This window comes from Microbacterium sp. AC132 (genome assembly GCF_979258525.1).
In genome coordinates this window covers 483,018-504,714 of the sequence record NZ_OZ409862.1, presented here as the reverse complement: position 1 = coordinate 504,714, position 21,697 = coordinate 483,018, and the positions used below count along the sequence as shown (strand labels likewise).

Below are 21,697 nucleotides of genomic sequence, written 5' to 3'. Positions count from 1 at the left end.
GTGAGTGGGGTTGCGGGAGCGTCAGCGGTCGCTGAAACGCTCGAGGTCGGATGCGAGGCCCTCGTACACGGCGGGCCGGGAGCGCTTGAGATACGCGCCGTAGACGATGCCGCCGATCAGCGCCACCACGAGCAGCAGCGGCATGAGACGGATGGCGAGCTCCTCGGATCCGGCGACGATGTTGAAGTTCACGATCGCCAGCACCGAGATCGCGGCGATGCCGAGGAATCCGATTCCGGGTGCGATGAAGGTGCTCCACCATCGTGGATCGCCGGCACGGCGGAAGTACACGACGATCGAGATCGCGGCGAGCCCCTGCAGGATCAGCACACTCAGGGTGCCGAAGCCGAGCATCGCCGGCACGAGCGTGAGGATGGGGTCGGCACCGGCGATCGCGAAGATGATCGCGACGAGCGCCGCGAACGATGCCTGCACGATCCCGGCCAGCTGCGGGGCGCCGTTGCGGCGGGTGCGGGCCAGCGCGTGCGGCAGGATGCGCGAGCGCCCCAGGGAGTAGAGATAGCGCGTCGCGGAGTTGTGGAACGCGAGCATCGCCGCGAACAGACTGACCAGCAGCAGGATCATCATCACGGTCGTCAACGGACCGCCGAGGTACTGCTGCGACAGCATGAAGATCAGGTCGCCCGTCGGCAGGTGTTCGAGAGCGGTTGCCTGCGCCTGCGCGACGCCGGTCGCGCTCACAACAGCCCAGGTGGTGACGCCGAGGATCACGCCGATCGCGATGATCGAGGTGTACGTCGCCCGCGGGATCGTGCGCAGCGGCTGCTTCGCCTCTTCGCTGAACAGGGCGGTCGCCTCGAAGCCGAGGAAGCCCGTCGCGGCCAGGAGGAGGCCGATCGGCAGCGACCCCGAGAACACGGCTTCCGGGCTGAACGCGGCCACGTCGTATCCGGTCTGCACGAGCACCGACACGTCGAACACCACGAGCATCAGCACCTCGAGCACCAGGCACACACCGAGGATCTTCGACGAGAAGTCCACCCCGACCCGTGCGAGCACGAAGCACACGACGATCGACAGCAGACCCCAGATGAGCCAGTGCACGTCGAGGCCGGTGAGGTCGCGGATGATGTTCTGCATGAAGAAGCCGCTGGTGCCGATCGTGCCGACGACGAAGAAGTTGTAGCCGAGCGTGGCGATGAGGCCGGCGACCAGACCGCCGGTGCGACCGAGGCCCTTCACGACGAAGGCGTAGAAGCCGCCGGCGTTGACCAGCTGCTTCGACATCTGCGCGTATCCCACGGCGAACAGCAGCAGGATCGCGGCCACGATGAAGAAGGCCATCGGCGTGCCGCCGCCGTTTCCGAGGGCGATCGCCAGCGAGGCGACCACGACGATGCCGGTCAGTGGTGCGACGGCGGCGAGCACGAGGAAGACGATCCCGGCGACGCCCAGCGCGCCGGGTCGAAGAGAGGTGTGGTCCTGCTGCGTCGTGGACGCAGATATCGGGTCTGCCACGTCGGCTCCTTTGCTCGGTGACGGCCGTGTCGGCACGGCATCGACGACGAGGGGTTCGTCGATACAGCGAGTCTGCTCGTGCCGGGAGCGCGGCGGTTGACCCTGAGCGAAGGACGATGGTGCCAGCGCGCACAGCCGTCCTGGTCGTGTTCCCGGCCCGGATCCGGCGGAGCAGGATGACGGTGATGACACCGCCGTCCTCGCGGAGCGCCGCCGGCGCCGCGGCGATGTCTCGAGGAGATCATGGACCTGCAGCTGACGGGCACGACCGCGCTGATCACCGGCGCCGCGAGCGGTATCGGCCGCGCGACCGCCCGCGCGCTCGCCGCGGAGGGGGTGCGCGTGGCGCTCCTCGATCGGGATGCCGTTGCGCTCGCAGAGACGGCACGCGGATGCGGTGACGCTGTGGTCCGGGTGGTCGATGTCACCGACGAGACACAGGTCGCGCTGGCGGTCTCCACGTCCGTCGAGGAGCTCGGCGGGGTGGATGCGGTCGTGTGCTGCGCGGGGATCTCGGGTCCGGTCGGATCGACGATCGAGCAGATCTCGCTTCACGACTGGAACGCCGTGTTCGCGGTCAATGTCACGGGGGCGTTCCTGGTTCTCGCGCAGGTCCTTCCCGCGTTGCGGGCGTCGCCTTCGGCATCCGTCGTGCTGCTCGCGAGCGACTCGGCGTTCGTGTCGTCGCCCGGCATGGCGCCCTATTGCGCATCGAAGGCCGCGCTCGTGCAGCTGGGGCGATCGTTGTCGGTGGATCTCGCCGGCACTGATGTCCGGGTGAACACGGTGGCGCCGTCGATCGTCGACACCCCGATGAGCCGTGGAGACCTCGGGGAGCACGCGTTCGTCTCCCCGGCTTTCGAGGTGCAGACGCCCGAGGACGTCGCTTCACACGTGCTGTATCTGGTGTCGCCGCGGAGCAGAGCGATCAACGGCACGACCATCCTCAGTGATTTCGGGTATTCGGCCCGATCAGGATTCCCGGCCTGATGGTCACGGGGACGACGGACCCGCGCACGAGCGCGGCGAGAGCGCGTGAGCGCGGCGAGAACAGGAGCGAACATGGGTAGTGCAGTGGGATCGACGGTCTCCGGGCGGGTCATCGTGATCACCGGCGGGGGTACCGGCATCGGGGCGGCGATCGCCGAACGGTATGCCGCTGAAGGGGCGCACGTCGTGGTCGTGGGGCGTCGGCCCGAGCCGCTGCGCGCCGTGGCCGACGCCGTCGGCGCGCATCCGATCATCGCGGATGCCGCGGACACCGCATCGGCGCAGGCAGCGGTGGCGGAGGTGCTCGCGACATTCGGGCGCCTCGACGTGCTGGTGGCGAATGCCGGCGGACACGGCTTCTCGCCGGTCGCCGACACCGACGACGACAGCTGGGATGCGGCGATCCGCGCGAACCTCACCACGGCGTTCGTCATGGCGCGAGAGACGTTGCCTGCGCTGATCGAGGCGAAAGGGCAGATCGTGATCGTGTCGTCTCTCGCAGGTCTCTTCGCGGGTCCGTCGGTGGCGGGATACACCGTGGGCAAGCACGCGCTGATCGGGCTGACGCGGACCCTCGCCCGCGACTACGGAAGGTAGGGTGTGCGCGTCAACGCGGTGTGCCCAGGGTGGGTGCAGACGCCGATGGCCGACGACGAGATGGACGAGTTCGCCACCCATGCCGGGCTGGGCTCGCGGGAAGAGGCTTATGCGACCGTCACGGCGGATGTGCCGCTGCGGCGCCCGGCTCGGCCGGCGGAGATCGCGTCGGTCGTGCGGTTCCTGGGATCGGGGGAGTCGTCGTACGTCACCGGTGCCGTGATCGTGGCGGATGGCGGGTCACACGTCGTTGATGTGCCGACGATCGCCTTCGACCGGGCGGGGATGTAGGAGGCGGTCGCTCGGGTGCCTGGTCGGTCGTCCCCGGCGTGGGCGCTCTCGTTCTGGTTCGGTCGTTAGCGCTCCGATGACGCCTCTGTGTTCTCCGTTCTCACGTATCCCGTCTTTCGCCTCTTCCCCGCTTCCTCCTGTCGGTCGCGCCTCTTGGGGGTTTCCCCTGCATCTCTCGCGCGATCTGGGCGCCTGCGCTGTGCCATTCCGGGAGATTGGAATACGGATCTGATCTGGGGTAATTCGGGGTGGTTTCGGGTCTCGGATGTCGGTGGCCCGGGGTTGACTAGGGGGTATGAACAGCACTGCGGAGCTTCTGGATCGGGTCATCGCCGACCTCGACACGGTGCTGTCCGATGACGCGCTGGCGGGGTTGTCGGATGCGGATCGGGTGACTGTTCTGCAGGGTGCGGGTGCTGTCTTCCGCCGCGCGGAGGCCGTGATTGTCGAGACGGTCGCGACGGGCGACGCGGCGGACTTTCCGCATTCGGCGGGGTGCCGTGGCCTGAACGAGCTGTTGCAGCGGACGGTGTCGGTGGATGTGCGGGGCGCGTCCCGGGTCGACAGGGTCGTCGATCTGGTGCGGCGTCCGGTGAGTCTGGCGGGGGAGAGGATGCCGGCCCGGTGGTCGGAGTTGCGTCTCGCGTTGCTGGATGGGGTGGTCGGCGTGGCCGGGTTTCTTGCGGCGACGGGGCCGATCGAGAAGGTGTGGGATCGGCTGACGGTGGATCAGCGGTTGGCGGCGGATGTCGCGTTGGCGGGGTGTGCCCGCGGCCACGGCGTCGTGGTCGACGCTGATGATGAGGGCCTGGAGGCTGATGAGCCGGGTCCGGCGCCGACCCCGCAGGACTTGAAAGCTCTCGCCGAGGATCTCGCGTCGATGTTCGACCCCGATGGGGAAGAACCCAAGGATGAGGACTCCCGGCGCCGGCGGGGCATCACGATCGGCCGTCTCACGCACGGCGTGCACGCGATCCGCGGGTATCTGACCCCGGACGTCGCGGCGCAGCTGCAGCTGATCCTGGACGCGATCCTCAACCCCAAAGGTGACGGCCCGCCCGTGCCCGGAGTGCACTTCGCCCCGAGCGAGGGCGCGGGTGCTGGTGCGGGTGCTGGTGCGGGTGCTGGTGCTGGTGCTGGTGCGGACGGTGACGATACGGATCCGTTCAACTCGGATCCGCGGTGTGTACTCGATGACCGCTCCGCGGCGCAGAAGCGTCACGACGCCCTCGCGATGGTGTTCGCCATCGCCGCGCGACACAAGGACATGCCCACCCTCGGCGGTTCCGCGCCGGTCCTCGTCGTGAACGTCGACGCGAAGGATCTCGTGGGCGGAATGGGAAACGGTGGGTGGGCGACGATCCCCGGATCCGGTGCCCACGTCCCGGTCTCCGTCGCCGCGCACGTCGGATGCGCGGGGACGATTCAACGGGTGCTGGTGGATGAGGGCAGGATCATCGGGATCACGACCACCGACCGGGTGTTCACCGTGCACCAACGCCGGGCGATCATCGCCCGCGACAAGGAGTGCCTCATCCCCGGGTGCCACGTTCCCGCGTCGTGGTGCGAGATCCACCATGTCGTCGAGCATGCCAGGGGTGGTCCGACGCATACCGACAACGGGGTGCCGTTGTGCTGGTGGCACCACCGATCCCTCGGGACCTCGGGGTGGGAGATCCGCATGGACGACGGGGTCCCGCAGGTACGAGGACCGAGATGGTGGGATCCCGACGAACGATGGCGCACACCGAGGCTCAGCGTGGCCCGACTCACACTCACCGTGCCGCTCGCCCGCACCGGATGACGCGGGTGATCGTCACCGATGCGACCGCAGCAGCGCATCAGCGCATCAGCGCATCAGCGCATCAGCGAATCGCGAGCTCGAAACCGTCCGCCGTCGGAATCACGGCCACCTGGGAGAGGTCATCGACATGGAAGGTCGGCTGATGAGACGTCGCGTGCGCGCCCACGCCGATGACCCGCATCCCCGCAGCATGCGCGGCCTGGATGCCGGCGCCCGAGTCCTCGAACACCACGCAGTCGGCGGGGTCGACGCCGAGCAGCTCCGCACCCAGCAGGAAGCCCTCGGGGTCGGGCTTGGAGGCCGACACGTTCTCGGCCGTGACCGTCAGTGCGGGCACGGTCAGGCCGGCCTGGCCCATCCGCGCGTTCATCAGCGTCACATCGGCCGAGGTGACGATCGCGTGGGGGTAGGGGAGCAGGGCGGCGAGCAGGGCGTCCGCACCCTCGATCGGGATGACGCCATCGACATCCTTGCTCTCGTTCGCGAGCATCACCGCGTTCTCGCGGATGTTGATCTCGTGGTCGCGCTCCGGCAGCATGATCGCCATGCTCTGATGCCCCTGCCGGCCGTGCACGACGCGCAAGACAGTCTCGGGAGCGATTCCGTGGGGCTCGGCCCACGCCAGCCAGAGCCGTTCCACGACAGCCGTCGAATCGACGAGAGTGCCGTCCATGTCGAGCAGGACGGCGCGGGCGCTGATGGTCTCGGTCATCCCCTCAGGCTACTGCCGCAGCATCTGAAGCCCGACCTGACGGCGCTACCCACCGAGGTACGCGCGGTGCAGCAGCTGCGAATCCTCCTTCAACGCCTCGGCGGTGCCCTGGAAGGAGACGCGCCCACCGGCCACCACCACGGCCTCGCGAGCCAGGCCCAGGGCGAGCTGCGTGAACTGCTCCACGAGCAGCACCCCGACGCCCGACTCGGCGATCGACTTCACGATCGGCATGAGCCGCATGAACACGACAGGCGCGAGACCGAGCGACATCTCATCGATCAACAGGATCCGCGGCTTCGCGGCGAAGGCACGTGCCAGCACCACCATCTGCTGCTCGCCACCCGACAGCAGCGCGGTGGGGGAGTCGATGCGCTTCTCGAGCTCAGGGAACTGCGCGAGCGCCGCATCCTGTTCCGCAGGCGTCCGCGCGGTGAGCGAGATGTTCTCGCGCACGGTCAGCGATGGGAACACCGCTCGCCCCTGCTCGATGTGCACGATGCCGCGCCGCGCTCTCGACACCCGGGACAGCTTGTCGAGCGGCTCGCCGTCGAGCATCATCGATCCCGCGGAGTGCGGGGTCACCCCCGACACCGATTCGATCAGACTGGTCTTGCCGGCCCCGTTCGGTCCGACGAGCGCCAGCACCTCGCCACCGCGCACGGTCAGCGACACATCCGAGATCACCGGCCCCGCGCCCCGGCTGACCGTCACCCCGTCCAGCACCAGTTCGCTCACTTCAGCAGCTCCGTCTCTCCCATGTACGCCTTCACGACCTCCGGGTTCGCGAGCACCTCGGCCTGCGGACCGCTCGCGAGCACTCGACCGAAGTCGAGCACAGTCAGCGTCGGGCACACCGAGCGCACGAGATCGAGGTCGTGCTCGATGATGATCAATGCCACGCCGAACCGGGCCGGCAGCTCGCGCAGACGCGCGGCGAGAGCCAGGTGCTCATCGTGCGACAGGCCGGCCGCGGGCTCGTCGAGGATCAGCAGCCGCGGACGAGAGATCACGTTCGCCGCGACCTCGACGAGTCGCCTGGTGCCGACGTCGACGCTCGACAGGCGCGCACCCGCCGGCGGGCATCCGAAGAACTCGAGAACCTCATCGATGTCGGATGCGGCGAGTCGGCGTCGAGCGACGAATCTCACGTACGCGCCGACCGTGAGCGACGGCGGGACCCTGTCCTGCTGGAAGGTCCTGCGCAGCCCGAGCCGGGCGCGACGCGTCGGAGACAGGCCGGCGAGATCACGATCTCCGAGCAGTACTCGACCGCCGTGCTTCGGCAGGAACCCGCTGATCGCATCCACGAACGTCGACGTGCCTGCCCCGTTCGGACCGATCAGGCCCATGATCGACGCCGCCGGCACCTGGAACGACACATCGTCCAACGCTGTGAGAGCACCGAACTGCACCGTGAGTCCGTCGACAGTGAGCACGGGTGCACCATCGAGCGCGCGCTCATCGACCGTCGCGGTGGTCGTTGTCGTGATCGCCCGATCCTCGGCATCCGCATCGGGAGGCAGCGCGGTCAGCTTCGCCGAGGCGGTCCTGCGATCCGCGCGCTTCCAGATGAGATTGCGGATGCCCTGACCGAGGTTGGTCCCGCTGGTGAGCGCCTGCACGCCGAGCACGCCGAAGACCACGAACGCCCAGTCCTGGGGAACGCCCCAGCGCTTCAGCAGCTCGGGCACGAGCACCCAGAGGATGCCGCCGAGGATCGCCATGTCGATCAGATGGGCCCCCGACATGACGGCGAGGACGTAGAGCGCCAGCGACTGCAACGGGGTGAAGCTCGATGCGAACGGAAGCTGCACCTGGCCGGCGAGGAGTCCTCCGGCGATGCCTCCCAGTGCGGCCGAGACGGCGAACGCGGTGAGCTTGGCGCTCTGCACGCTCTGCCCGGCGGCCGCGGTGCCGCGTTCCGAGAAGGCGACCGCCTTCCAGCTCGAGCCCCACCGTCCGCGCTGCAGGAAGAAGACTCCCAGCGCGCAGACGGCGAGCACCACGACCGAGAGGAAGAAGAACTCGCGATCGTTCGAGAACAGCGTCGGGCGCTCGACAGCCGTGCCGTCGGCGGACCCGGGGAACTGGATCTGCACGAGGGTGACATCCGCCGCCGCAGCGAAGCCGAGCGTGACGACGGCGAGATTCACGCCGCGCAGCCGCAGCGCGGGGAGCCCGACGAGGATGCCCACAAGACCGGCGGCAATGCCGCCGAGGAGGAGCCAGACGACGAAGCCGCCCGGCGCCTGCATGACGTTGAGCAGCGAGACGATCCAGGCGCCCACGGCGGCGAACGTGAGCTGGCACAGCGCGATCATGCCGGCGGAGCCCGTGACGATGCCCAGTCCCAGGATCGCGATGGCCGCGACGACTGCGCTGATCGCGAGGAACACGAAGTAGCCCGGAAGCGCCGCGCTCAGGATGGCACCCAGTCCGACCGCGGCGGCGGCGACGGCGAGGGGCCAGGACAGACGGAACCAGGGACGGTCAGCGAGCGGCATCCCACACCTCCTTGCGCTGCGTCCACAGGAGCAGGACGACGATGAATAGGAACGGGAGGAAATTGCGCACGAGCGCGACCTCGTCGATCTGCGCGACGAGCCCTCCCAGAACGCCCAGTACGACTCCGCCGACGACGGCGAGGTCGAGACGGCGGAAGCCGCCGAGCAGCGCAGCGGCTGCGGCGGGGACGATGAGCATCGCGAGGCTGGTCGCGTCGTTCGACTGCGACGGCGCCACGATCATGATGGCGATCGCGCTGATTACACCGGTCACGAACCACACCGCGATGGAGAGCGGACGGGAACGGATGCCGAGCAGCTCGGCGGTGGTGGGGCGCTCGGAGAGCGCGCGCAGCTGCGTGCCCACTCTCGTCCGGCGCAGCACGATCCGCACCACGACCGCCGTGACGACCGCCATGGCGACGGTGGCGACGGTGACCTGACTGATCACCACGCCCCCGAACGAGAAGGCGGGGCCCGCGATGATCGGGGTGAACGGCTGCGGTTTGTTGCCGAACAGGATGAACGACATCGAGATGAGCAGGAGAAGCGGACCGACGGTCATCGCCGAGCGAGTGGTGGTGGAGGCCTCGGAGAGCCAGGTCGCGGCGATCCACCCGATGGTGGCGGAGAGCGCCCCGCCGACGACGACGCCGAGCACGGAGCCGAGCCAGATCGGCACCGCCAGTTCGCTGACGAACCACACGGCGCTGAAGGCACCGAACATCCCGGTCGCGGCCTGGGCGAAGTTGACGACCCGCACGAGGCGCGACATCAGGGTCAGGCACACTCCGAGGACCGCATAGAGACCGCCGGCGGCGAGACCGGCGATGGCGCCTTGCAGCATGAGGCGTCCTTTCTGATGAGAGGGGAGAGGACCTGCCGCCGAGAATGCGCTCGGCGGCAGGTGAAGGGCGGCTACTCGCCGATGCGGAGCCAGTCGTCGGCGACCTTCTCCCAGGCGTTCGTGCCGGATTCGAGGATGATCGGCCATCCCGCGGTGTTCTGCGTGCCGAAGGCGTAGGGCGTTCCGACCATGGGGTTCTCGATCGGATCCATTCCGCGCAGCGCCTCGGTGACCGTCTCGCGGGTGATGTCGCCGTCCATGCCCTCGAGCACCTCGATGAAGTAGGTCGCGGCGAGGTATCCGCCCTGGCTGAATGAGGTGAGTGGGATGTCGTTGGCCTCCATCAGCTCCCGCCAGTCGGTGTTGATCTCGTCGTCGTCCGTGAACGGGTAGAACTCGGCGGGCACGTAGATGCCGGCCCCGGCGTCATCGATCGCATCCGCGAAGTTCTCGCTGTAGACGCTCGTCAGATAGAGCCAGGTCACGTCGTCCCAGCCCTGCGCGTTCGCGGCCTTGACCTGGCCGATCGCGTCGGGCTCGACGGGGTTGATCGCGAGCGCCTTGCAGCCCTGTTCGCGGGCCTTCACGATGTAGGGCGTATAGTCCGAGGCGCCGTACGGCACGGTGTCGTCGACGTACTTCGGCTCCTTGCCCGTGATCTCGGTCCACTTGTCGATCGCCGCCTGGTAGGTGGGTCGGGTGGATCCTGCGATCTCCAGCAGGATGCAGATGTCGTCGAGTCCGAGCACCTCCGAGCCGTACTGCAGCGTGAGGGTCATGTCGTTGAACGGACCGACGTTGGCGGGGGAGATGTTGTCGCTCGCGAAGCAGCCGGTATCGACTCCGATGCCGGGCAGCGAGAGGATCTCCTCCTGCTCGTAGTACTTCGCGTTGATCTCGCACTCGATCAGGCTCGCTGATCCGACCAGCGCGACGGCCCCGTCGCTGCCGACGAGCTCTCGGGCTGACGCGGTGGCTGTGGCCGGGTCGCCCTTGTCGTCGAGGGTCTTGTACTCGATGGTGCGTCCGTCGAGGCCTCCGGCCTCGTTGAAGGCGTCGAACACCGCGGCCGCCGCCTGCGACGCCTCGGGGAACGTCGCCGGACCGCTGATCGTGTTCACGGAGCCGACGACGATCGGGGCGCCGTCGCCACCTCCGCTGCCGTCTCCGCCGGCGCAACCTGCCAGAGTGAGGGCTGCCACGGCGATGAGCGCCGCAGTGCCGGATACTCGCTTGTTCATGTGATTCCTGCCTCTCGTGTGCTTGTGGTGCTGCGGTCAGTCGCGCAGCGCGCGGTTGACCAGTTCGGTGTCGGTGAACTGCTCGAACGCGACGACCCGGTGATCGGCCAGGCGCCAGACATGCGCGACACGTGCCGCGAAGAATCGGCCGGTCGCGCGGTACGTGCCCGAGTAGGTGCCGATGCCGACGACCACGTCCCCGCCGTCGATGACCTCGTCGATCGCGACCGTGTAGTCGTCCCACTCGTCCTGGATGCGCTGGAAGACGCCTGCCGCGACCGCATCCGGCCCGATGTACGTGCCGGCGTACGGGAAACCGGCGGCCTCGGTCCAGCTCACGTCGTCGGCGAGCGGCGCCAGCATGCCGTCGAGGTCGCCGCGGTCGCTGGCCGCGTAGTGCGCTGCGATGATGTCGGCGTTGCTCATGGGAGGTCCTCTCCTGGATCTCGTCGCGGGGTCAGACGGGCTGGGCGTCGGGGTAGTCGACGGACCCGAGCGGATAGATGTGACCGCCGCCGCGGGAGTGCTCCGCGGCGCCGTCGCCGGTGAGGCCGAGGAAGATCCCCGTCGTCATGAGCTGGTAGCCGAGGTCGTGCAGCCAGACGCTCGCGACCGCGATGCGGAACTCCCGGAAGCAGAAGAGGTAGAGGCCGTCGGCGAACTTCCAGACGGTCGACAGGTCCATGTCGCCGTGGCCCCGCTGCACGCCCTCGAGGCACTGCCAGGCGTAGCGCCGGCTCGAGATGTAGACGTGCTCGTAGAGGTGGTGCGGGCTGTACCGATAGATGTTGCGCTTGCCGATGAGGTCTCGGCTCGGCCCCGGCACCTCGCCCGTCGCGGGACCGGCATCGGTCGTCGCCGCCCAGAAGTCCTGACCGACCTGCGGTGTGCCCTCGACAGCCTCGGGCGCGATGCGTGATCGCACGACGGTGGCCCGGTGGGTCGAGGTCGAATAGACGACGGTGATCGCTTCGCGTTCACGGCTCTCGAGCGGGATGTTCACGAAGATGACGTCGTCGCGCACTGCGACGGCGTCGTACGGGTCGGTGCCCGACTCGCCGAGTCCTGACCAGGTGACAGCGACCGCATCGAACGTCAGCGCCAGCGCGGATCCATCGTCGAGCGTGAGCGTCAGCGCGGTGCCCGACAGCGAGGCGTTCGGCAGTCGGAAGGTGTCGATCCCGGCGGCGAACTCGTCGTACGTGCGCCATTCGTCGAGTGCGGGATCGGTCGTGACGGGAGCGGTCATGGGAGTCCTGACGTCGCATGCGGCGGAGCGTCCTCGCCCCGGGCACCGCATCCTCGCGGTGTGCTTGCCTCATGCTCCGGCTCGCCCTGGCATCCGCTCAAGTGAAGCGGCGCCATCGCGCGCCGACAGTCAACCGGCGTGCCCTGCAGAGCAAGGACGGGCCTGGGAATCCGCCGTGGCGTCAGCGGCGCGGCTCCGGGCGGGTGTCAGGATGAGTCATGCGAACAGAACCCCGGGCCGCCCTCTCGCCGGCGGTCAAGGCGGTCGCCTGGACGGCATCCGTCTTCTTCGCTCTCCTGTTCTTCGCCGTCGCGTGGGTCTGGTGCGGGATGTCGTACGAGGAGGAGTTCAGCGAGCAGTCGAAGGCCGTCTCCGCAGGGTCGACGATGGAGGGCTGGGGGTTCACCATCGGCCTCGTGCCCGTGCTGGTGCTCCACGCCCTGATCGCGATCGGCGCCTTCTTCGCCGTCCGGGACGGAGGACGCCGCGGGGTGCTTCTCAGTGCGATGCTCGCGCTCGCGCTCGTGGCGGCCGTGTCGCTGCCGGGCTTCGTCGCCGTGCAGATGCTGTACGGCGGCACGATGTTCGCGCCGCCGGTCTACGTCCCCTGACGGACGTTCTCCCGCTGCGCTGCGCTCAGTGCGCCGCGCGGTACTCGCTGGGGGAGATGCCGAACGCCGACTTGAACGCGCGGCTGAAGTGCGCCGCATCCACGAAGCCCCATCGGGCCGCGATCGCGGCGACGGGCCGGTCGGCGAGCATCGGGTCGAGCAGATCGCGACGGCACTGCTCGAGGCGGCGGGTGCGGATCCAGGTCGACACCGTCACGCCCTGCTCCTGGAACAGGCCGTGCAGGTGACGGGTCGAGATGAAGTGCGCCGATGCGATCGTCGCGGGTCCGAGATCCGTCGAGGCGAGGTTGCGGTCGATGTACGAGCGGATGCGCTGCACGAGCGCGCGATGAGGGTCGGCCGACACCTCGTCGAGGCCCAGCTCGCGGGTGAACACCGTCGTGACGAGGTCGAGCGCGCTGTGCGCCAGTCGTGCCCCTGTCGTGCCGGCGAGCTGGTCGAGGTTGCCTGCGAGCTGCGTCAGATACGGCACGACCATTCCGCCGAGACCGCCCTGACCCGAGATGCGCACCGCGGTGAGCTGGCCGATCATGTCGGAGGGCAGGCTGATCAGGTGCTTGGGGAACATCACGACCATCGTGCGGAAGTCGTCGTCGAAGACCAGCGAGTACGGGCGGTCGGTGTCGTAGACGGCGAGATCGCCGGCCTGGAGCACGGCCTCCCGGTCGTCCTGGATCAGCATCCCGGTGCCGGCGAGCATGAGGCTCAGCTTGAAGTACGACCGGTCGCTGCGTGCGATGAGCTCGGGTGTCCGCTCGACGACGTGCGAGGTGGCGCGCACCTCGTTGACGTGCACCTCGTCGACTGAGGCGCCGCGGATGATCCCGCGGAAGTGGTCGGGCCCGTCCGTCGACACCTGGAGCGGCACGAAGGACTCCGAGACGGCGGCCCGGAACTCGCTGATGTTGCGCGCGACGAGCGTCGACACCGATTCGGCGGGGGCGGCGAGTGCACCGTTCATGACTGATCACCTCGGGTGGTGGAACGACGACGTTGTATACGATCCGTGCCGTGATGCTATCACCGGCGCGGTCCGGAGGGCGAGGCTTCTATGATGTGGGCGGAGGCCAGTGATGCGATATCTCGGCGAGAAGGTCATGCAGGTCCTGCGTCAGCTGCGCGGACCCGACACAGCGGATGCGGTCTTCGAGGCCACCGCGCTCATAGTCGGGGCGGTGTTCTTCGTGCTCGGCTTCGCCATCGGGTGGCCGGTCTTCTGGGGTCAGGAGATGGCGATCAGCGGCACCGGATCGATCGGCGCGTTCGCCGCCTACGGCGGCGCGATCACCGCCGTCCTGGCGTTCGCGCTCGGGCGTCTCGTCGTGCGACCGGCGGCGGTCGCGCCGGACGGCACCCGTGATGGATTCAGCGTCCCCGGGGATCGGCTCCGCTGGTACGACCTGGCCGCCATCGCCTTCGCGCACGCCGCGATCGCGTACCTCGGATGGCTCGGAATCGCCGAACTGCTCGATCGCAGCTTCACCGACGCCCCGGTGTTCGCCTTCCCCGGGGCGATCCTGGTGGCCGTCGCGTTCGCCCTCACCGCCTATGTGACGTTCCTGAGCGCGGTGGCGCTCACGCCGATGGTGCTCTCCCTCGTCCTGGCGGTCTTCCTCGTGGTGGGCGCCTTCGCGGCGATGCTCGCCTCCAGCGATGTGCACTGGTGGCAGGACAACCTGTCGGCGCTGGGGATGAGCAGCAACAGCGCGTCTCTGGCGTTCAACGCGACGTTGATCATCGCCGGGGTCCTGGTGACGACGATCGCCCGCTATGCCACGGCGGGGCTGCCGGTCGACGACCACGTCGATCGTCGCGGACGGCGCGTGGTGCGAGGCGGGCTGATCCTGATCGGGATCTTCCTCGCGTGCGTCGGGATCTTCCCGGTCGACGAGTTCTTCCTCGTGCACAACACCGTCGCCACCGGGATGACCGTCGCGTTCGCCGTGATCGTCGTCGGGCTGCCCTGGTTCGTGCGCACGATCCCACGGGTGTTCGTGGTGCTCGGGTGGATCTACGTGCTCGTGATCGTGCTGCTCGGCGTGTTCTTCGCCGTCGGCTACTACAACCTCACGGCGGTCGAGCTGATCGCGGCGGTGCTGATCTTCAGCTGGATCATCGTGTTCCTCCGGACCGCAGGATCGGTGCACCCCGCCGCATCAGCGCACCCCGCCGGGCCCGTGCACGCGGGGCAGCGGCCCGGTCCGACCCCGGCCTGAGCGTCGGTCCTCAGCGCAGCGGCTGCGTGGCATCCGCCGTGCGCTGCAGCGCATGGATGGTGTGCGCGTGCCGGCGCTGGGCGACGCCGACGAACAGGCAGTCGACCAGTGCGAGCTGCGCGATGCGGCTCACCATCGCGCCCGCGCGGAGGCGAGGCTCACGCGCCCGCGTGAGCAGAGCGTGGTCGCAGTTCTCGGCGAGCGGCGAGGCCGGCCCACCCGTGACGCCGATCGTGGTGCCGGATGCAGCCCGTGCCGTCTGGAGGAAGTGCACGGTCTCGCGGCTCGTTCCCGAGTGGGAGAACCCGATCGCCACGGTCTTCCTTGCTCCGAGCGATGCGGCGGCGCTCGCCTCGTGCGCGTCCGTCAGGACGATCGCCGCGTGTCCGATGCGGAGCAGCTTGCGGCCGAGATCCGCAGCCGCCTGTCCGCTCGCGCCGATCCCGAAGAGCAGGACGCGGTCGGCGTCGTCGATCGCCTCGACCGCGGCCGCGAGCTCGTCGTAGTCGAGGTTCGCGACGGTCTCCTCGATGGCCAGCAGTTCGAGTGCGGCGACCTTCGCGGTCGCCTCCCGCAGGGTGTCGGCCGCGGAGATCTCGGATCCGAAACCGGATGCCGCGGGGAACTGCACGGATTCGCGACCGAGCTCTGTGGCCAGCGCCATCCGCAGCGCGGCGTAGCCGTTCACGCCGATGGTGCGGCAGAAGCGGACGACAGAGGCGACCGACGTGTGGCACCTCGCCGCGATCTCGGTGATCGTGCTGTCGACGACGATGGTGGGATCATCGGCGATCGTCCGAGCGATGCGGGCCAGCGACGGCGGCAGCTTCTCGGCGGCCGAGGCGATCGTCGTCTGGATGCTCATGGCTCTCCTGCGTCAGAGGCGGATTTCGGGCGTGTGAACAATTCTTTCATGATCGGATGCTCGTGCGTAGACTATTTCCATGCCCTCTTCGCATGCTCTCGTCGCCGTCGACCTCGGCAAGTCGCGCTGCCGGGCCGTGATCGCCGAATCATCCGGTGTCGACTCTGGCGTCGTCTCTGCCGCCGATGAGCGTCGAGTGCCCCGGCGTCCCGTGTACGACGGGATCGGGGCTCCCGGGCTCGCGGCCGCAGGCGGCGTCGACGCAGCTCTCGCCGCGATTCTGCCGATGAGAGATCATCTCGATGCACAGATCTCCGTGGTCTCGGTGGGTGCGGCCGGAGCCTGGGCCGCCCCCGAGGCCGCATCAGAGCTCGCCGCCGTCCTCGCCGATGCCTTTCACGTGCCCGTCGCGGTGACCTCCGACGTGGTGTCCGCTCATGCCGGAGCGCTCGGGGGCGGTGCGGGCGTACTGCTGATCGCCGGAACGGGCGCTGCGGCCCTCGGCATCGACGGCGAGGTGGCGACGCTGGTCGACGGGTGGGGGCCCGAGCTGGGAGACCTCGGCAGCGGATCCTGGTTCGGGCGCGAGGCGCTGCGTGCCGTCCTGCGCGCCTCGGTCGGGCTCGCGGTCGAGACCGTGCTCACCGATGCGGTCGCGGCGACGATCGGCGAGCCCGCCGCGGTTCCCGCCTGGATCTCCATGGACGGGCCGGTGCCTCGCCGTCTCGCGACTCTGGCGCCGCTGCTCCTAGATGCGGCGCAGAGCGGCGACGCCGTCTCCGCGGACATCGCCGCCGAGGGCATCCGCCTGCTCGTCGCGTCGGCGATCGCGGCGTCCTCGAGCAGTCGCGAGGTCGCCCTGCATGGAGGGCTCACCGACCATGTCTGGTTCCGCTCGTCGCTCGCCCAGGCGCTCCGCGCCGCTGACCGCACGGTCGTCGTCTCCTCCGGCGACGCCCTCGACGGTGCGCTCCTGCTCGCGGAGCGCACCGATCTTCCCCACGAAAGGTTCGTGCATCGTGCCGAATGAACACGCCAGACTGACTGCGCTCCTCGACGTCCTCTCGACGCTCGGCACCGAGGCGTCGACGACCGATCGCGGCGACCTCGATCTGCTCGACACCGATGAGCTCGTGCGGCGCATGAACGCGGAAGATCATCGTGTGCCGGCGGCCGTCGGCGAGCGGAGTGCGGAGATCGCCGCGGCGGTCGACGGCATCACCGCCCGCTTCCGCGCCGGCGGACGACTCATCTATCTCGGGGCGGGCACCGCAGGCCGCGTCGGAGTTCTCGACGCGAGCGAATGCCCGCCGACCTTCGGCACCGACCCCTCGATGGTGGTGGGGCTGATCGCCGGAGGCGAGACGGCCATCCGGTCGGCGGTCGAGAATGCCGAGGACGACGACGCGGCGGCAGCGGCCTCGCTGCGCGAGCTCGGCCTCACCGAGCGCGACGCCGTCGTCGGGATCTCGGCGTCGGGTCGCACCCCGTACGTCGTCGGCGGTCTGGAGTTCGCTCGGGGAGTCGGCGCGCTCACCGTGGCGATCGCCTCGAATCCGGCATCCGAGATCGGTGCGGTCGCCGAGATCGCGATCGAGGTGGTCACGGGGCCCGAGTTCATCTCGGGATCGACGCGTCTGAAGTCGGGAACAGCCCAGAAGCTCGTCGTGAACATGCTCACCACGCTGTCGATGATCAAGCTCGGCAAGACCTATCACGGCGTGATGGTCGATCTTCAGGCGACGAACGAGAAGCTGCGCGCGCGCTCGATCCGCACCGTGACGGAGCTCACCGGCGCAGAGGTCGACCAGGCTTCCGCCGCCCTGGATGCGGCGGGGGGATCCGTCAAGCTCGCGATCCTGATGGTCGCCACGGGGGCGTCCGCAGAAGCCTCGGCCCACGCGCTCGACAGCGCCGACGGCATCCTCCGTGTCGCGATCGCCGCACTGTCGTGAGGGGTACCTTCGCCGCGTGCTTCCGCCAGGGCGTTCCCGATGACGACGCGGCGTCGACCGCCGAGGCCGACGCCGCGGCTCAATGGGAGCAGGTGCAGCCCTCGCCACCTCCGCAGCATCCGGCGTCCTCGGTGACGTGCGCCTGAGACGACTCGGGAACATCCATCGCGGGGTTCTGATCGAGGAAGCCGTTCGGCTTGAACCAGAATCCGGCATAGTCGACCGGCATGATCGGCCAGTCCTCGGGGCGCGGGAAGTGCGTGAGTCCGAAGGTGTGCCACAGCACGATGTCCTCGCCGTCGAGCGAACGGTCGCCCGCCGAGTACTCCGGCAGGCCGGAGCCTCCCTGGTGCGCGTTCGGATACCGGCCGGCCGGCCAGATCTGCCCGTGTTCATGGCGGGTGGCCCAGAGATGCTTGGTCGCGAACGCCGCACGCGCGGCGACGGATGACGCGGGGTCGGCCATCAGCAGAGCGGTGGGCTCCGGGATCAGGTGATAGGCCGTGGGGCGGCCGACGTGGTTCGTCCGAGTGGTGCTCTGCACCTCCCACGCGCGCGCGACCGAGGTGTCCGCCTCCCGCTGCGCCCCGCCCTCGGAGAGCAACGGAGTCTCCGACCACGTGAAGGCGTTGCCGAACGGGTTGTCCGGCCCCATCGGGATGCGCTGCGCGTCGATCTCGACCAGACGGTTCTCCTCGCCGTCGACGGCGACATCGAGCCGTGCGCAGAACAGGTGCTGGTGCACCGGCGCGAAGACGCCCGGCGCGAGCTCGGTGGCGTGCTTCTGCCGCACCCCCGGTTCGCCGGCGCCGGCGAACACGATCCCCGTGGCCTTGGCGACGACCTCGATCGAGCCGTCGAGGGAGAAGTGCCAGTAGAACCCGTAGTCGTAGTTGCCGATCGTCGAGAAGTACGACACCACGAAGCGGCGCGAGCGGCGCACGTCCGAGCGGCCGGCGAGGTCGGTGTGCTTCCAGAGGACGCCGTAGTCCTCCTCGTGCATGCACACCACGTTCGGGATGCGCACCGGATGGCCGTGGTCGTCGGCGACATAGCCGTCGAGGTAGCGGATCACCCCCAGGCAGTCGCAGCCGAGCTCGAGGTGGTTCGCGTTCTTGCCGAGAAGGTACTCGCCGGCGTCGAAGTAGCTGATCCAGAAGCGCCCGGGTGCGGTGTCGCCGTAGGGCACGACCATCTCGGGCACGCTCGCCCGACTGAGAACCGACCGTCCGTCGAACCTGACGTCGTGCAGCACGAGACCCTCGCGAGCGTTGAAGCTCACCCGCATCGACCAGTTCTCCCACTCGACGAGCGAGGCGCTGACGGCGAAGCTGGGGCCTTCCGGCTGCGTGATCTCGATCGGCTTGAGCGAGGTGCGCGCGGCGCCCTGCACCTCGGGGTAGTAGTTTCCGTGGCCCGCCGGCACAGGCACGTCGCCCTCGTCGTCGATGCGGATCACGCTGTTCGTCGTGAGGTCGATGTGCACGACCAGCCCTTCGACGGGATGCGCCCAGGGGGAGTCGTGCTCGTCGTATTTGAGGAAGGTGAGAGAGCGGATGACCCGGCGGCCCACCTCATCGGCGCGGCCGGTGTACCCGGGGGCGAGCGGTCCGCAGAACGCGAGGGCCATGTGCGCGGCGAGTCCTCGGCGCGTCATCGCCGCCTGCCACTCCGGTGACGCCTTCGCGATCGCCTCAGCGCGCTCGTACTCCTCGAAGAGGTACTGGGGCTGGCCGTAGGGTGGCGCATCGTTGGGGACCCGCTCGGCGCGCAGCACCTCGCCGCGGGTGATCGAGACGACGACTTCGCTCGCGACGCCGGTCGCGGTGTCGAGCAGGGTCGCGTCGATGCGGCGATCGATGGGGGCGCCCGGCCTCCATGCGGCGAGCTCCTCCTTGGTGGGCTCATCGGGCAGCAGCATCGGCACGCGGACGGTCTCGCCGAGCAGTCCGGCGGACTCGAGCACGGCTCGGGCCGCCGCGATCTCCTCGCCGGTGAGGGGGTCGAGCGGGTGCGGCGCGGCGATCCTGTCGATGGTGACGGGCTGGGGGTGGGACATCGGCGTACCTCACTATTTCGAGCGTTCGCTCAATAAACGGATTGGGTCGATGGTACGACGGCGCGACGGGGCGCACAAGAGCGACGGGCGAGGATTCCGAGGGGCTCGGGCGGCGGCCGGACGAGGCGGCATCGGCGAACGGCAGGGGAGCGCGGTGTGCTCAGCTGCGCCAGGGGGCGAGGATGCTGTCGTACACCGCGAGGTGCGCTGAGGCCTCCTGCGGCTCGGTGACCTCGATGACCTGCTGTCCGTAGGTGATCGAGCGCAGCAACTCCATCACGGCGCCGGTCGGAGTCGACGGTGACAGCTCGCCGTCGGTGATCGCCTGATCGAGGGCGTCACGGATGCCCTCCTGCCAGGTCGCGACCGTGGGTGCCCCTGCGTTCGGCGCGGGCGCGAGAGTCGCGATGCGCCCCCAGAACCCGACGACGACGTAGGCCTCGGTGCGCGTGCGGTCGTCGATGGGGAGCACTTCGTGCATGAGCGCGTCGAGGCGTGCGAGTCCACTGAGCCCATCCGTGGCCGCGGCGATCCGTTCATCGGTGCGCCGGGTCACGATGGTCGCTGCGGCGCGGATCACATCGTCGAACCCGTCGAAGTAGTGCCAGAGCGAGCCTGTCGCGACACCGAGCTCCTTGGCCACGGCGCGAGACGACACCGCCTCATGGCCGTCGCGCGCGGCCACGGCCAGCAGCGCCTCGGCGATCTGCCGGCGGCGCTCATCATGGTCTACGACGCGGGGCACATGCCCATCCTGACGCATCCACCGCGGGTATCGCTATTTTGAGCAGTTGATCAATATGATGCGAGTGTGGATCACCTCCTCCCCGCAGCACCGTGGCTGATGGCGCTCGCCGCCGTCGTCTCGGCTGCGGCGTGCGTGGCTGCCTGGCGGGCCGTGCCGTGGCAGGGGCGGCAGAGCGCGCTGATCATGGCGGCGGCGATGCTCGTCATCGCAGTGAGCGGCGGTGATCCGCTGATCGGGCTGGTGACCGGACTCGTCCTCATCGTCTCCGCGATGCTGGGCACGGCCGGCGTGCGGGGCACCCCGGCGGCTGCGACCTGCTGCCACCGCGCGCTGGTCTCCCTCGTCATGGCGATCTGCTCTTTCGAGAGCCTGTCGGCGGGTGACGGGCGTGGGGCGACGCAGTCGGTGGTCGAGTCAGGCGGCCACGGCGGGCACGGGCTCGACGGACTCCTCTCGGTGCTCGTGATAGCCGGAGTCATCGGCGTGGTGCTCTGGACGGTCGTCTCCGAGTGGGTGCTCGTGCCCGTGCATCAGGGGCGGACCGCCCGCCTGCTCGCGGTGGAGTCGTGGGCGATGGCGGCGGGAGTCACCGTGATGTGCGTGGGGTTCTGAGGTCACGTCAGTGCGCGCCGCCGAACTCGATCAGCACGACGCCCAGGGCGATCAGTGCGACGCCGATCGCCATCATGACTGAGATGTGATCCTTGAAGATCACTCGGCCCAGGATCGCCGTGATCGCGACGCCGGCCGCTGACCATACTCCGTAGGCGACGCCCACCGGCATGCCCATGGCGAGGATCGTGCCGAGCAGTGTGAACGCGGCGAGATAGCCGACGACGATCACGGGGATCCACCCTCGGCGTCGGAGGCCTTCAGACGCGCGCAGACTGAGGGTCGCGGTGACCTCGCTCGCGATCGCGAGGGCGAGGAGCGTCCAGGTCACGACGCCACCTCGACCGGTGTCTCGCGTGAGTGGGATCCGAGCTCGACGAGCAGCACACCGAGCACGATCGCGCCGATCCCGATGATCTGCACCGTCCCGAGAAGCTCGCCGAAGAGCACCGTGCCCATGATCGCGGTGAGGACGACGCCGATCGCGGCCCAGATGCCGTAGGCCACACCCACGGGCATCCCTCGATCCAGCACGATCGACAGCAGCCAGAGCGAGCCGGTGTAGCCGATCACGACGGGGATCAGCCACAGCGGATGGGTGAAACCCTCGGCGGCCCGCAGCGACAGGGTGGCCGACACCTCGAGGACGATCGCGATCAGCAGCGGTGGCCACGCCGACGGGCGGGAGGGGGCGGTCATATGGAGCCTTTCGACGCGGGGCGTGCCCGGGGGACAACGCGTCGGATGGTCGCAGGATTCCCTGTCGTGTGGGTGAACGACGGGCGACAGGCCGCGATTTCAGAACCCTGCCGCGCGGCGCGTACCCTGGACGCATCCCCCGAAGCTCACCCGGCAATCTCGCGCGCCGGCGACCTCGGCGCGCTCACACATGC

21 protein-coding genes and 1 pseudogene are annotated in these 21,697 nt (G+C 69.0%); 8 read left to right on the top strand and 14 right to left on the bottom strand.

The genetic code is table 11. From position 1 onward, the window contains the following. Nucleotides 1-21 precede the first annotated feature (21 nt). Entirely contained in the window at nucleotides 22-1,479 is a 1,458-nt protein-coding gene (locus ACZZZQ_RS02365) for an APC family permease (protein WP_056277523.1), read from the bottom strand. Nucleotides 1,480-1,722: 243 nt separating this feature from the next. Between ACZZZQ_RS02365 and ACZZZQ_RS02360 the strand changes: the two genes are divergently transcribed. The 3 genes and pseudogenes from ACZZZQ_RS02360 to ACZZZQ_RS02350 all read left to right on the top strand — a co-directional run bounded on the left by ACZZZQ_RS02360 (nucleotide 1,723) and on the right by ACZZZQ_RS02350 (nucleotide 5,161). After that, nucleotides 1,723-2,469 (top strand): SDR family NAD(P)-dependent oxidoreductase, encoded by a 747-nt coding sequence (locus ACZZZQ_RS02360; RefSeq protein ID WP_463506806.1) that lies wholly within the window; start codon nucleotides 1,723-1,725, stop codon nucleotides 2,467-2,469. Nucleotides 2,470-2,541: 72 nt separating this feature from the next. Continuing rightward, nucleotides 2,542-3,357: pseudogene (locus ACZZZQ_RS02355) on the top strand (SDR family NAD(P)-dependent oxidoreductase). 295 nt (nucleotides 3,358-3,652) lie between these two features. After that, on the top strand, nucleotides 3,653-5,161 hold the full coding sequence (locus ACZZZQ_RS02350; protein WP_463506805.1) for an HNH endonuclease signature motif containing protein: 1,509 nt from the start codon (nucleotides 3,653-3,655) through the stop codon (nucleotides 5,159-5,161). Nucleotides 5,162-5,222: 61 nt separating this feature from the next. Here the strand turns inward: ACZZZQ_RS02350 and ACZZZQ_RS02345 are convergent, their stop codons facing one another. The 7 genes from ACZZZQ_RS02345 to ACZZZQ_RS02315 all read right to left on the bottom strand — a co-directional run bounded on the left by ACZZZQ_RS02345 (nucleotide 5,223) and on the right by ACZZZQ_RS02315 (nucleotide 11,717). Further along, nucleotides 5,223-5,873, bottom strand: a complete 651-nt coding sequence (locus tag ACZZZQ_RS02345) for an HAD-IA family hydrolase (protein WP_463506804.1) — start codon at nucleotides 5,871-5,873, stop codon at nucleotides 5,223-5,225. 45 nt (nucleotides 5,874-5,918) lie between these two features. Further along, nucleotides 5,919-6,611 (bottom strand): ABC transporter ATP-binding protein, encoded by a 693-nt coding sequence (locus ACZZZQ_RS02340; protein WP_053095453.1) that lies wholly within the window; start codon nucleotides 6,609-6,611, stop codon nucleotides 5,919-5,921. Continuing rightward, complete coding sequence (locus tag ACZZZQ_RS02335) at nucleotides 6,608-8,380, bottom strand: branched-chain amino acid ABC transporter ATP-binding protein/permease (protein ID WP_463506803.1); 1,773 nt, start codon at nucleotides 8,378-8,380, stop codon at nucleotides 6,608-6,610. Before ACZZZQ_RS02335 ends, ACZZZQ_RS02340 begins: the two co-directional genes overlap by 4 nt. Continuing rightward, nucleotides 8,367-9,227 carry an ABC transporter permease subunit gene (locus ACZZZQ_RS02330; RefSeq protein ID WP_463506802.1) on the bottom strand — a complete coding sequence of 287 codons (861 nt, stop codon included), beginning with the start codon at nucleotides 9,225-9,227 and terminating at the stop codon, nucleotides 8,367-8,369. The genes ACZZZQ_RS02335 and ACZZZQ_RS02330 overlap by 14 nt, the downstream gene beginning before the upstream one ends. Before the next feature lie 71 nt (nucleotides 9,228-9,298). Further along, entirely contained in the window at nucleotides 9,299-10,468 is a 1,170-nt protein-coding gene (locus ACZZZQ_RS02325) for an ABC transporter substrate-binding protein (protein WP_463506801.1), read from the bottom strand. Between the two features lie 36 nt (nucleotides 10,469-10,504). Beyond that, on the bottom strand, nucleotides 10,505-10,894 hold the full coding sequence (locus ACZZZQ_RS02320) for a nuclear transport factor 2 family protein (RefSeq protein WP_072590934.1): 390 nt from the start codon (nucleotides 10,892-10,894) through the stop codon (nucleotides 10,505-10,507). A gap of 31 nt (nucleotides 10,895-10,925) precedes the next feature. Continuing rightward, entirely contained in the window at nucleotides 10,926-11,717 is a 792-nt protein-coding gene (locus ACZZZQ_RS02315; RefSeq protein WP_463506800.1) for a MoaF C-terminal domain-containing protein, read from the bottom strand. A gap of 218 nt (nucleotides 11,718-11,935) precedes the next feature. On the opposite strand from ACZZZQ_RS02315, the gene ACZZZQ_RS02310 reads away from it, so the two are divergent. Then, nucleotides 11,936-12,328: a hypothetical protein gene (locus tag ACZZZQ_RS02310; protein WP_053095459.1), complete on the top strand. Its 393-nt coding sequence runs from the start codon at nucleotides 11,936-11,938 to the stop codon at nucleotides 12,326-12,328. 25 nt (nucleotides 12,329-12,353) lie between these two features. On the opposite strand, the gene ACZZZQ_RS02305 is transcribed toward ACZZZQ_RS02310, so the two are convergent. Then, nucleotides 12,354-13,310, bottom strand: coding sequence for an AraC-like ligand-binding domain-containing protein (locus ACZZZQ_RS02305; RefSeq protein WP_463506799.1), 957 nt, complete (start codon nucleotides 13,308-13,310; stop codon nucleotides 12,354-12,356). A gap of 112 nt (nucleotides 13,311-13,422) precedes the next feature. Here ACZZZQ_RS02305 and ACZZZQ_RS02300 point away from each other — a divergent pair, with 112 nt between their 5' ends. Then, entirely contained in the window at nucleotides 13,423-14,565 is a 1,143-nt protein-coding gene (locus ACZZZQ_RS02300; RefSeq protein WP_463506798.1) for a DUF998 domain-containing protein, read from the top strand. Between the two features lie 10 nt (nucleotides 14,566-14,575). On the opposite strand, the gene ACZZZQ_RS02295 is transcribed toward ACZZZQ_RS02300, so the two are convergent. Then, entirely contained in the window at nucleotides 14,576-15,430 is an 855-nt protein-coding gene (locus tag ACZZZQ_RS02295) for a MurR/RpiR family transcriptional regulator (protein ID WP_463506797.1), read from the bottom strand. A gap of 79 nt (nucleotides 15,431-15,509) precedes the next feature. Here ACZZZQ_RS02295 and ACZZZQ_RS02290 point away from each other — a divergent pair, with 79 nt between their 5' ends. Continuing rightward, nucleotides 15,510-16,460: a BadF/BadG/BcrA/BcrD ATPase family protein gene (locus ACZZZQ_RS02290; RefSeq protein WP_295102514.1), complete on the top strand. Its 951-nt coding sequence runs from the start codon at nucleotides 15,510-15,512 to the stop codon at nucleotides 16,458-16,460. Continuing rightward, nucleotides 16,450-17,385: an N-acetylmuramic acid 6-phosphate etherase gene (murQ, locus tag ACZZZQ_RS02285; protein WP_056277815.1), complete on the top strand. Its 936-nt coding sequence runs from the start codon at nucleotides 16,450-16,452 to the stop codon at nucleotides 17,383-17,385. The genes ACZZZQ_RS02290 and murQ overlap by 11 nt, the downstream gene beginning before the upstream one ends. Nucleotides 17,386-17,464: 79 nt before the next feature. Here murQ and ACZZZQ_RS02280 read toward each other — a convergent pair whose 3' ends face one another. After that, nucleotides 17,465-19,444 carry a primary-amine oxidase gene (locus ACZZZQ_RS02280; RefSeq protein WP_463506796.1) on the bottom strand — a complete coding sequence of 660 codons (1,980 nt, stop codon included), beginning with the start codon at nucleotides 19,442-19,444 and terminating at the stop codon, nucleotides 17,465-17,467. A 160-nt stretch (nucleotides 19,445-19,604) separates the two neighbouring features. Then, nucleotides 19,605-20,189: a TetR/AcrR family transcriptional regulator gene (locus tag ACZZZQ_RS02275; RefSeq protein WP_431738776.1), complete on the bottom strand. Its 585-nt coding sequence runs from the start codon at nucleotides 20,187-20,189 to the stop codon at nucleotides 19,605-19,607. 66 nt (nucleotides 20,190-20,255) lie between these two features. On the opposite strand from ACZZZQ_RS02275, the gene ACZZZQ_RS02270 reads away from it, so the two are divergent. Continuing rightward, nucleotides 20,256-20,804, top strand: a complete 549-nt coding sequence (locus ACZZZQ_RS02270; RefSeq protein WP_372984268.1) for a hypothetical protein — start codon at nucleotides 20,256-20,258, stop codon at nucleotides 20,802-20,804. 7 nt (nucleotides 20,805-20,811) lie between these two features. Here ACZZZQ_RS02270 and ACZZZQ_RS02265 read toward each other — a convergent pair whose 3' ends face one another. Together ACZZZQ_RS02265 and ACZZZQ_RS02260 are read right to left on the bottom strand one after the other, a co-directional pair. Further along, complete coding sequence (locus tag ACZZZQ_RS02265) at nucleotides 20,812-21,135, bottom strand: DMT family transporter (RefSeq protein ID WP_463506795.1); 324 nt, start codon at nucleotides 21,133-21,135, stop codon at nucleotides 20,812-20,814. Continuing rightward, nucleotides 21,132-21,503: a DMT family transporter gene (locus ACZZZQ_RS02260; protein ID WP_372984271.1), complete on the bottom strand. Its 372-nt coding sequence runs from the start codon at nucleotides 21,501-21,503 to the stop codon at nucleotides 21,132-21,134. The genes ACZZZQ_RS02265 and ACZZZQ_RS02260 overlap by 4 nt, the downstream gene beginning before the upstream one ends. Nucleotides 21,504-21,697: the final 194 nt, after the last annotated feature.

Excerpts from the sequence above, each read along its gene's own strand:
- ACZZZQ_RS02360 (WP_463506806.1), top strand. The coding sequence starts at position 1,723 with ATGGACCTGCAGCTGACGGGCACGACCGCGCTGATCACCGGCGCCGCG.
- ACZZZQ_RS02350 (WP_463506805.1), top strand. The coding sequence starts at position 3,653 with ATGAACAGCACTGCGGAGCTTCTGGATCGGGTCATCGCCGACCTCGAC.
- ACZZZQ_RS02345 (WP_463506804.1), bottom strand. The coding sequence starts at position 5,873 with ATGACCGAGACCATCAGCGCCCGCGCCGTCCTGCTCGACATGGACGGC.
- ACZZZQ_RS02335 (WP_463506803.1), bottom strand. The coding sequence starts at position 8,380 with ATGCCGCTCGCTGACCGTCCCTGGTTCCGTCTGTCCTGGCCCCTCGCC.
- ACZZZQ_RS02330 (WP_463506802.1), bottom strand. The coding sequence starts at position 9,227 with ATGCTGCAAGGCGCCATCGCCGGTCTCGCCGCCGGCGGTCTCTATGCG.
- ACZZZQ_RS02325 (WP_463506801.1), bottom strand. The coding sequence starts at position 10,468 with ATGAACAAGCGAGTATCCGGCACTGCGGCGCTCATCGCCGTGGCAGCC.
- ACZZZQ_RS02320 (WP_072590934.1), bottom strand. The coding sequence starts at position 10,894 with ATGAGCAACGCCGACATCATCGCAGCGCACTACGCGGCCAGCGACCGC.
- ACZZZQ_RS02315 (WP_463506800.1), bottom strand. The coding sequence starts at position 11,717 with ATGACCGCTCCCGTCACGACCGATCCCGCACTCGACGAATGGCGCACG.
- ACZZZQ_RS02310 (WP_053095459.1), top strand. The coding sequence starts at position 11,936 with ATGCGAACAGAACCCCGGGCCGCCCTCTCGCCGGCGGTCAAGGCGGTC.
- ACZZZQ_RS02305 (WP_463506799.1), bottom strand. The coding sequence starts at position 13,310 with ATGAACGGTGCACTCGCCGCCCCCGCCGAATCGGTGTCGACGCTCGTC.
- ACZZZQ_RS02300 (WP_463506798.1), top strand. The coding sequence starts at position 13,423 with ATGCGATATCTCGGCGAGAAGGTCATGCAGGTCCTGCGTCAGCTGCGC.
- ACZZZQ_RS02295 (WP_463506797.1), bottom strand. The coding sequence starts at position 15,430 with ATGAGCATCCAGACGACGATCGCCTCGGCCGCCGAGAAGCTGCCGCCG.
- ACZZZQ_RS02290 (WP_295102514.1), top strand. The coding sequence starts at position 15,510 with ATGCCCTCTTCGCATGCTCTCGTCGCCGTCGACCTCGGCAAGTCGCGC.
- ACZZZQ_RS02280 (WP_463506796.1), bottom strand. The coding sequence starts at position 19,444 with ATGTCCCACCCCCAGCCCGTCACCATCGACAGGATCGCCGCGCCGCAC.
- ACZZZQ_RS02260 (WP_372984271.1), bottom strand. The coding sequence starts at position 21,503 with ATGACCGCCCCCTCCCGCCCGTCGGCGTGGCCACCGCTGCTGATCGCG.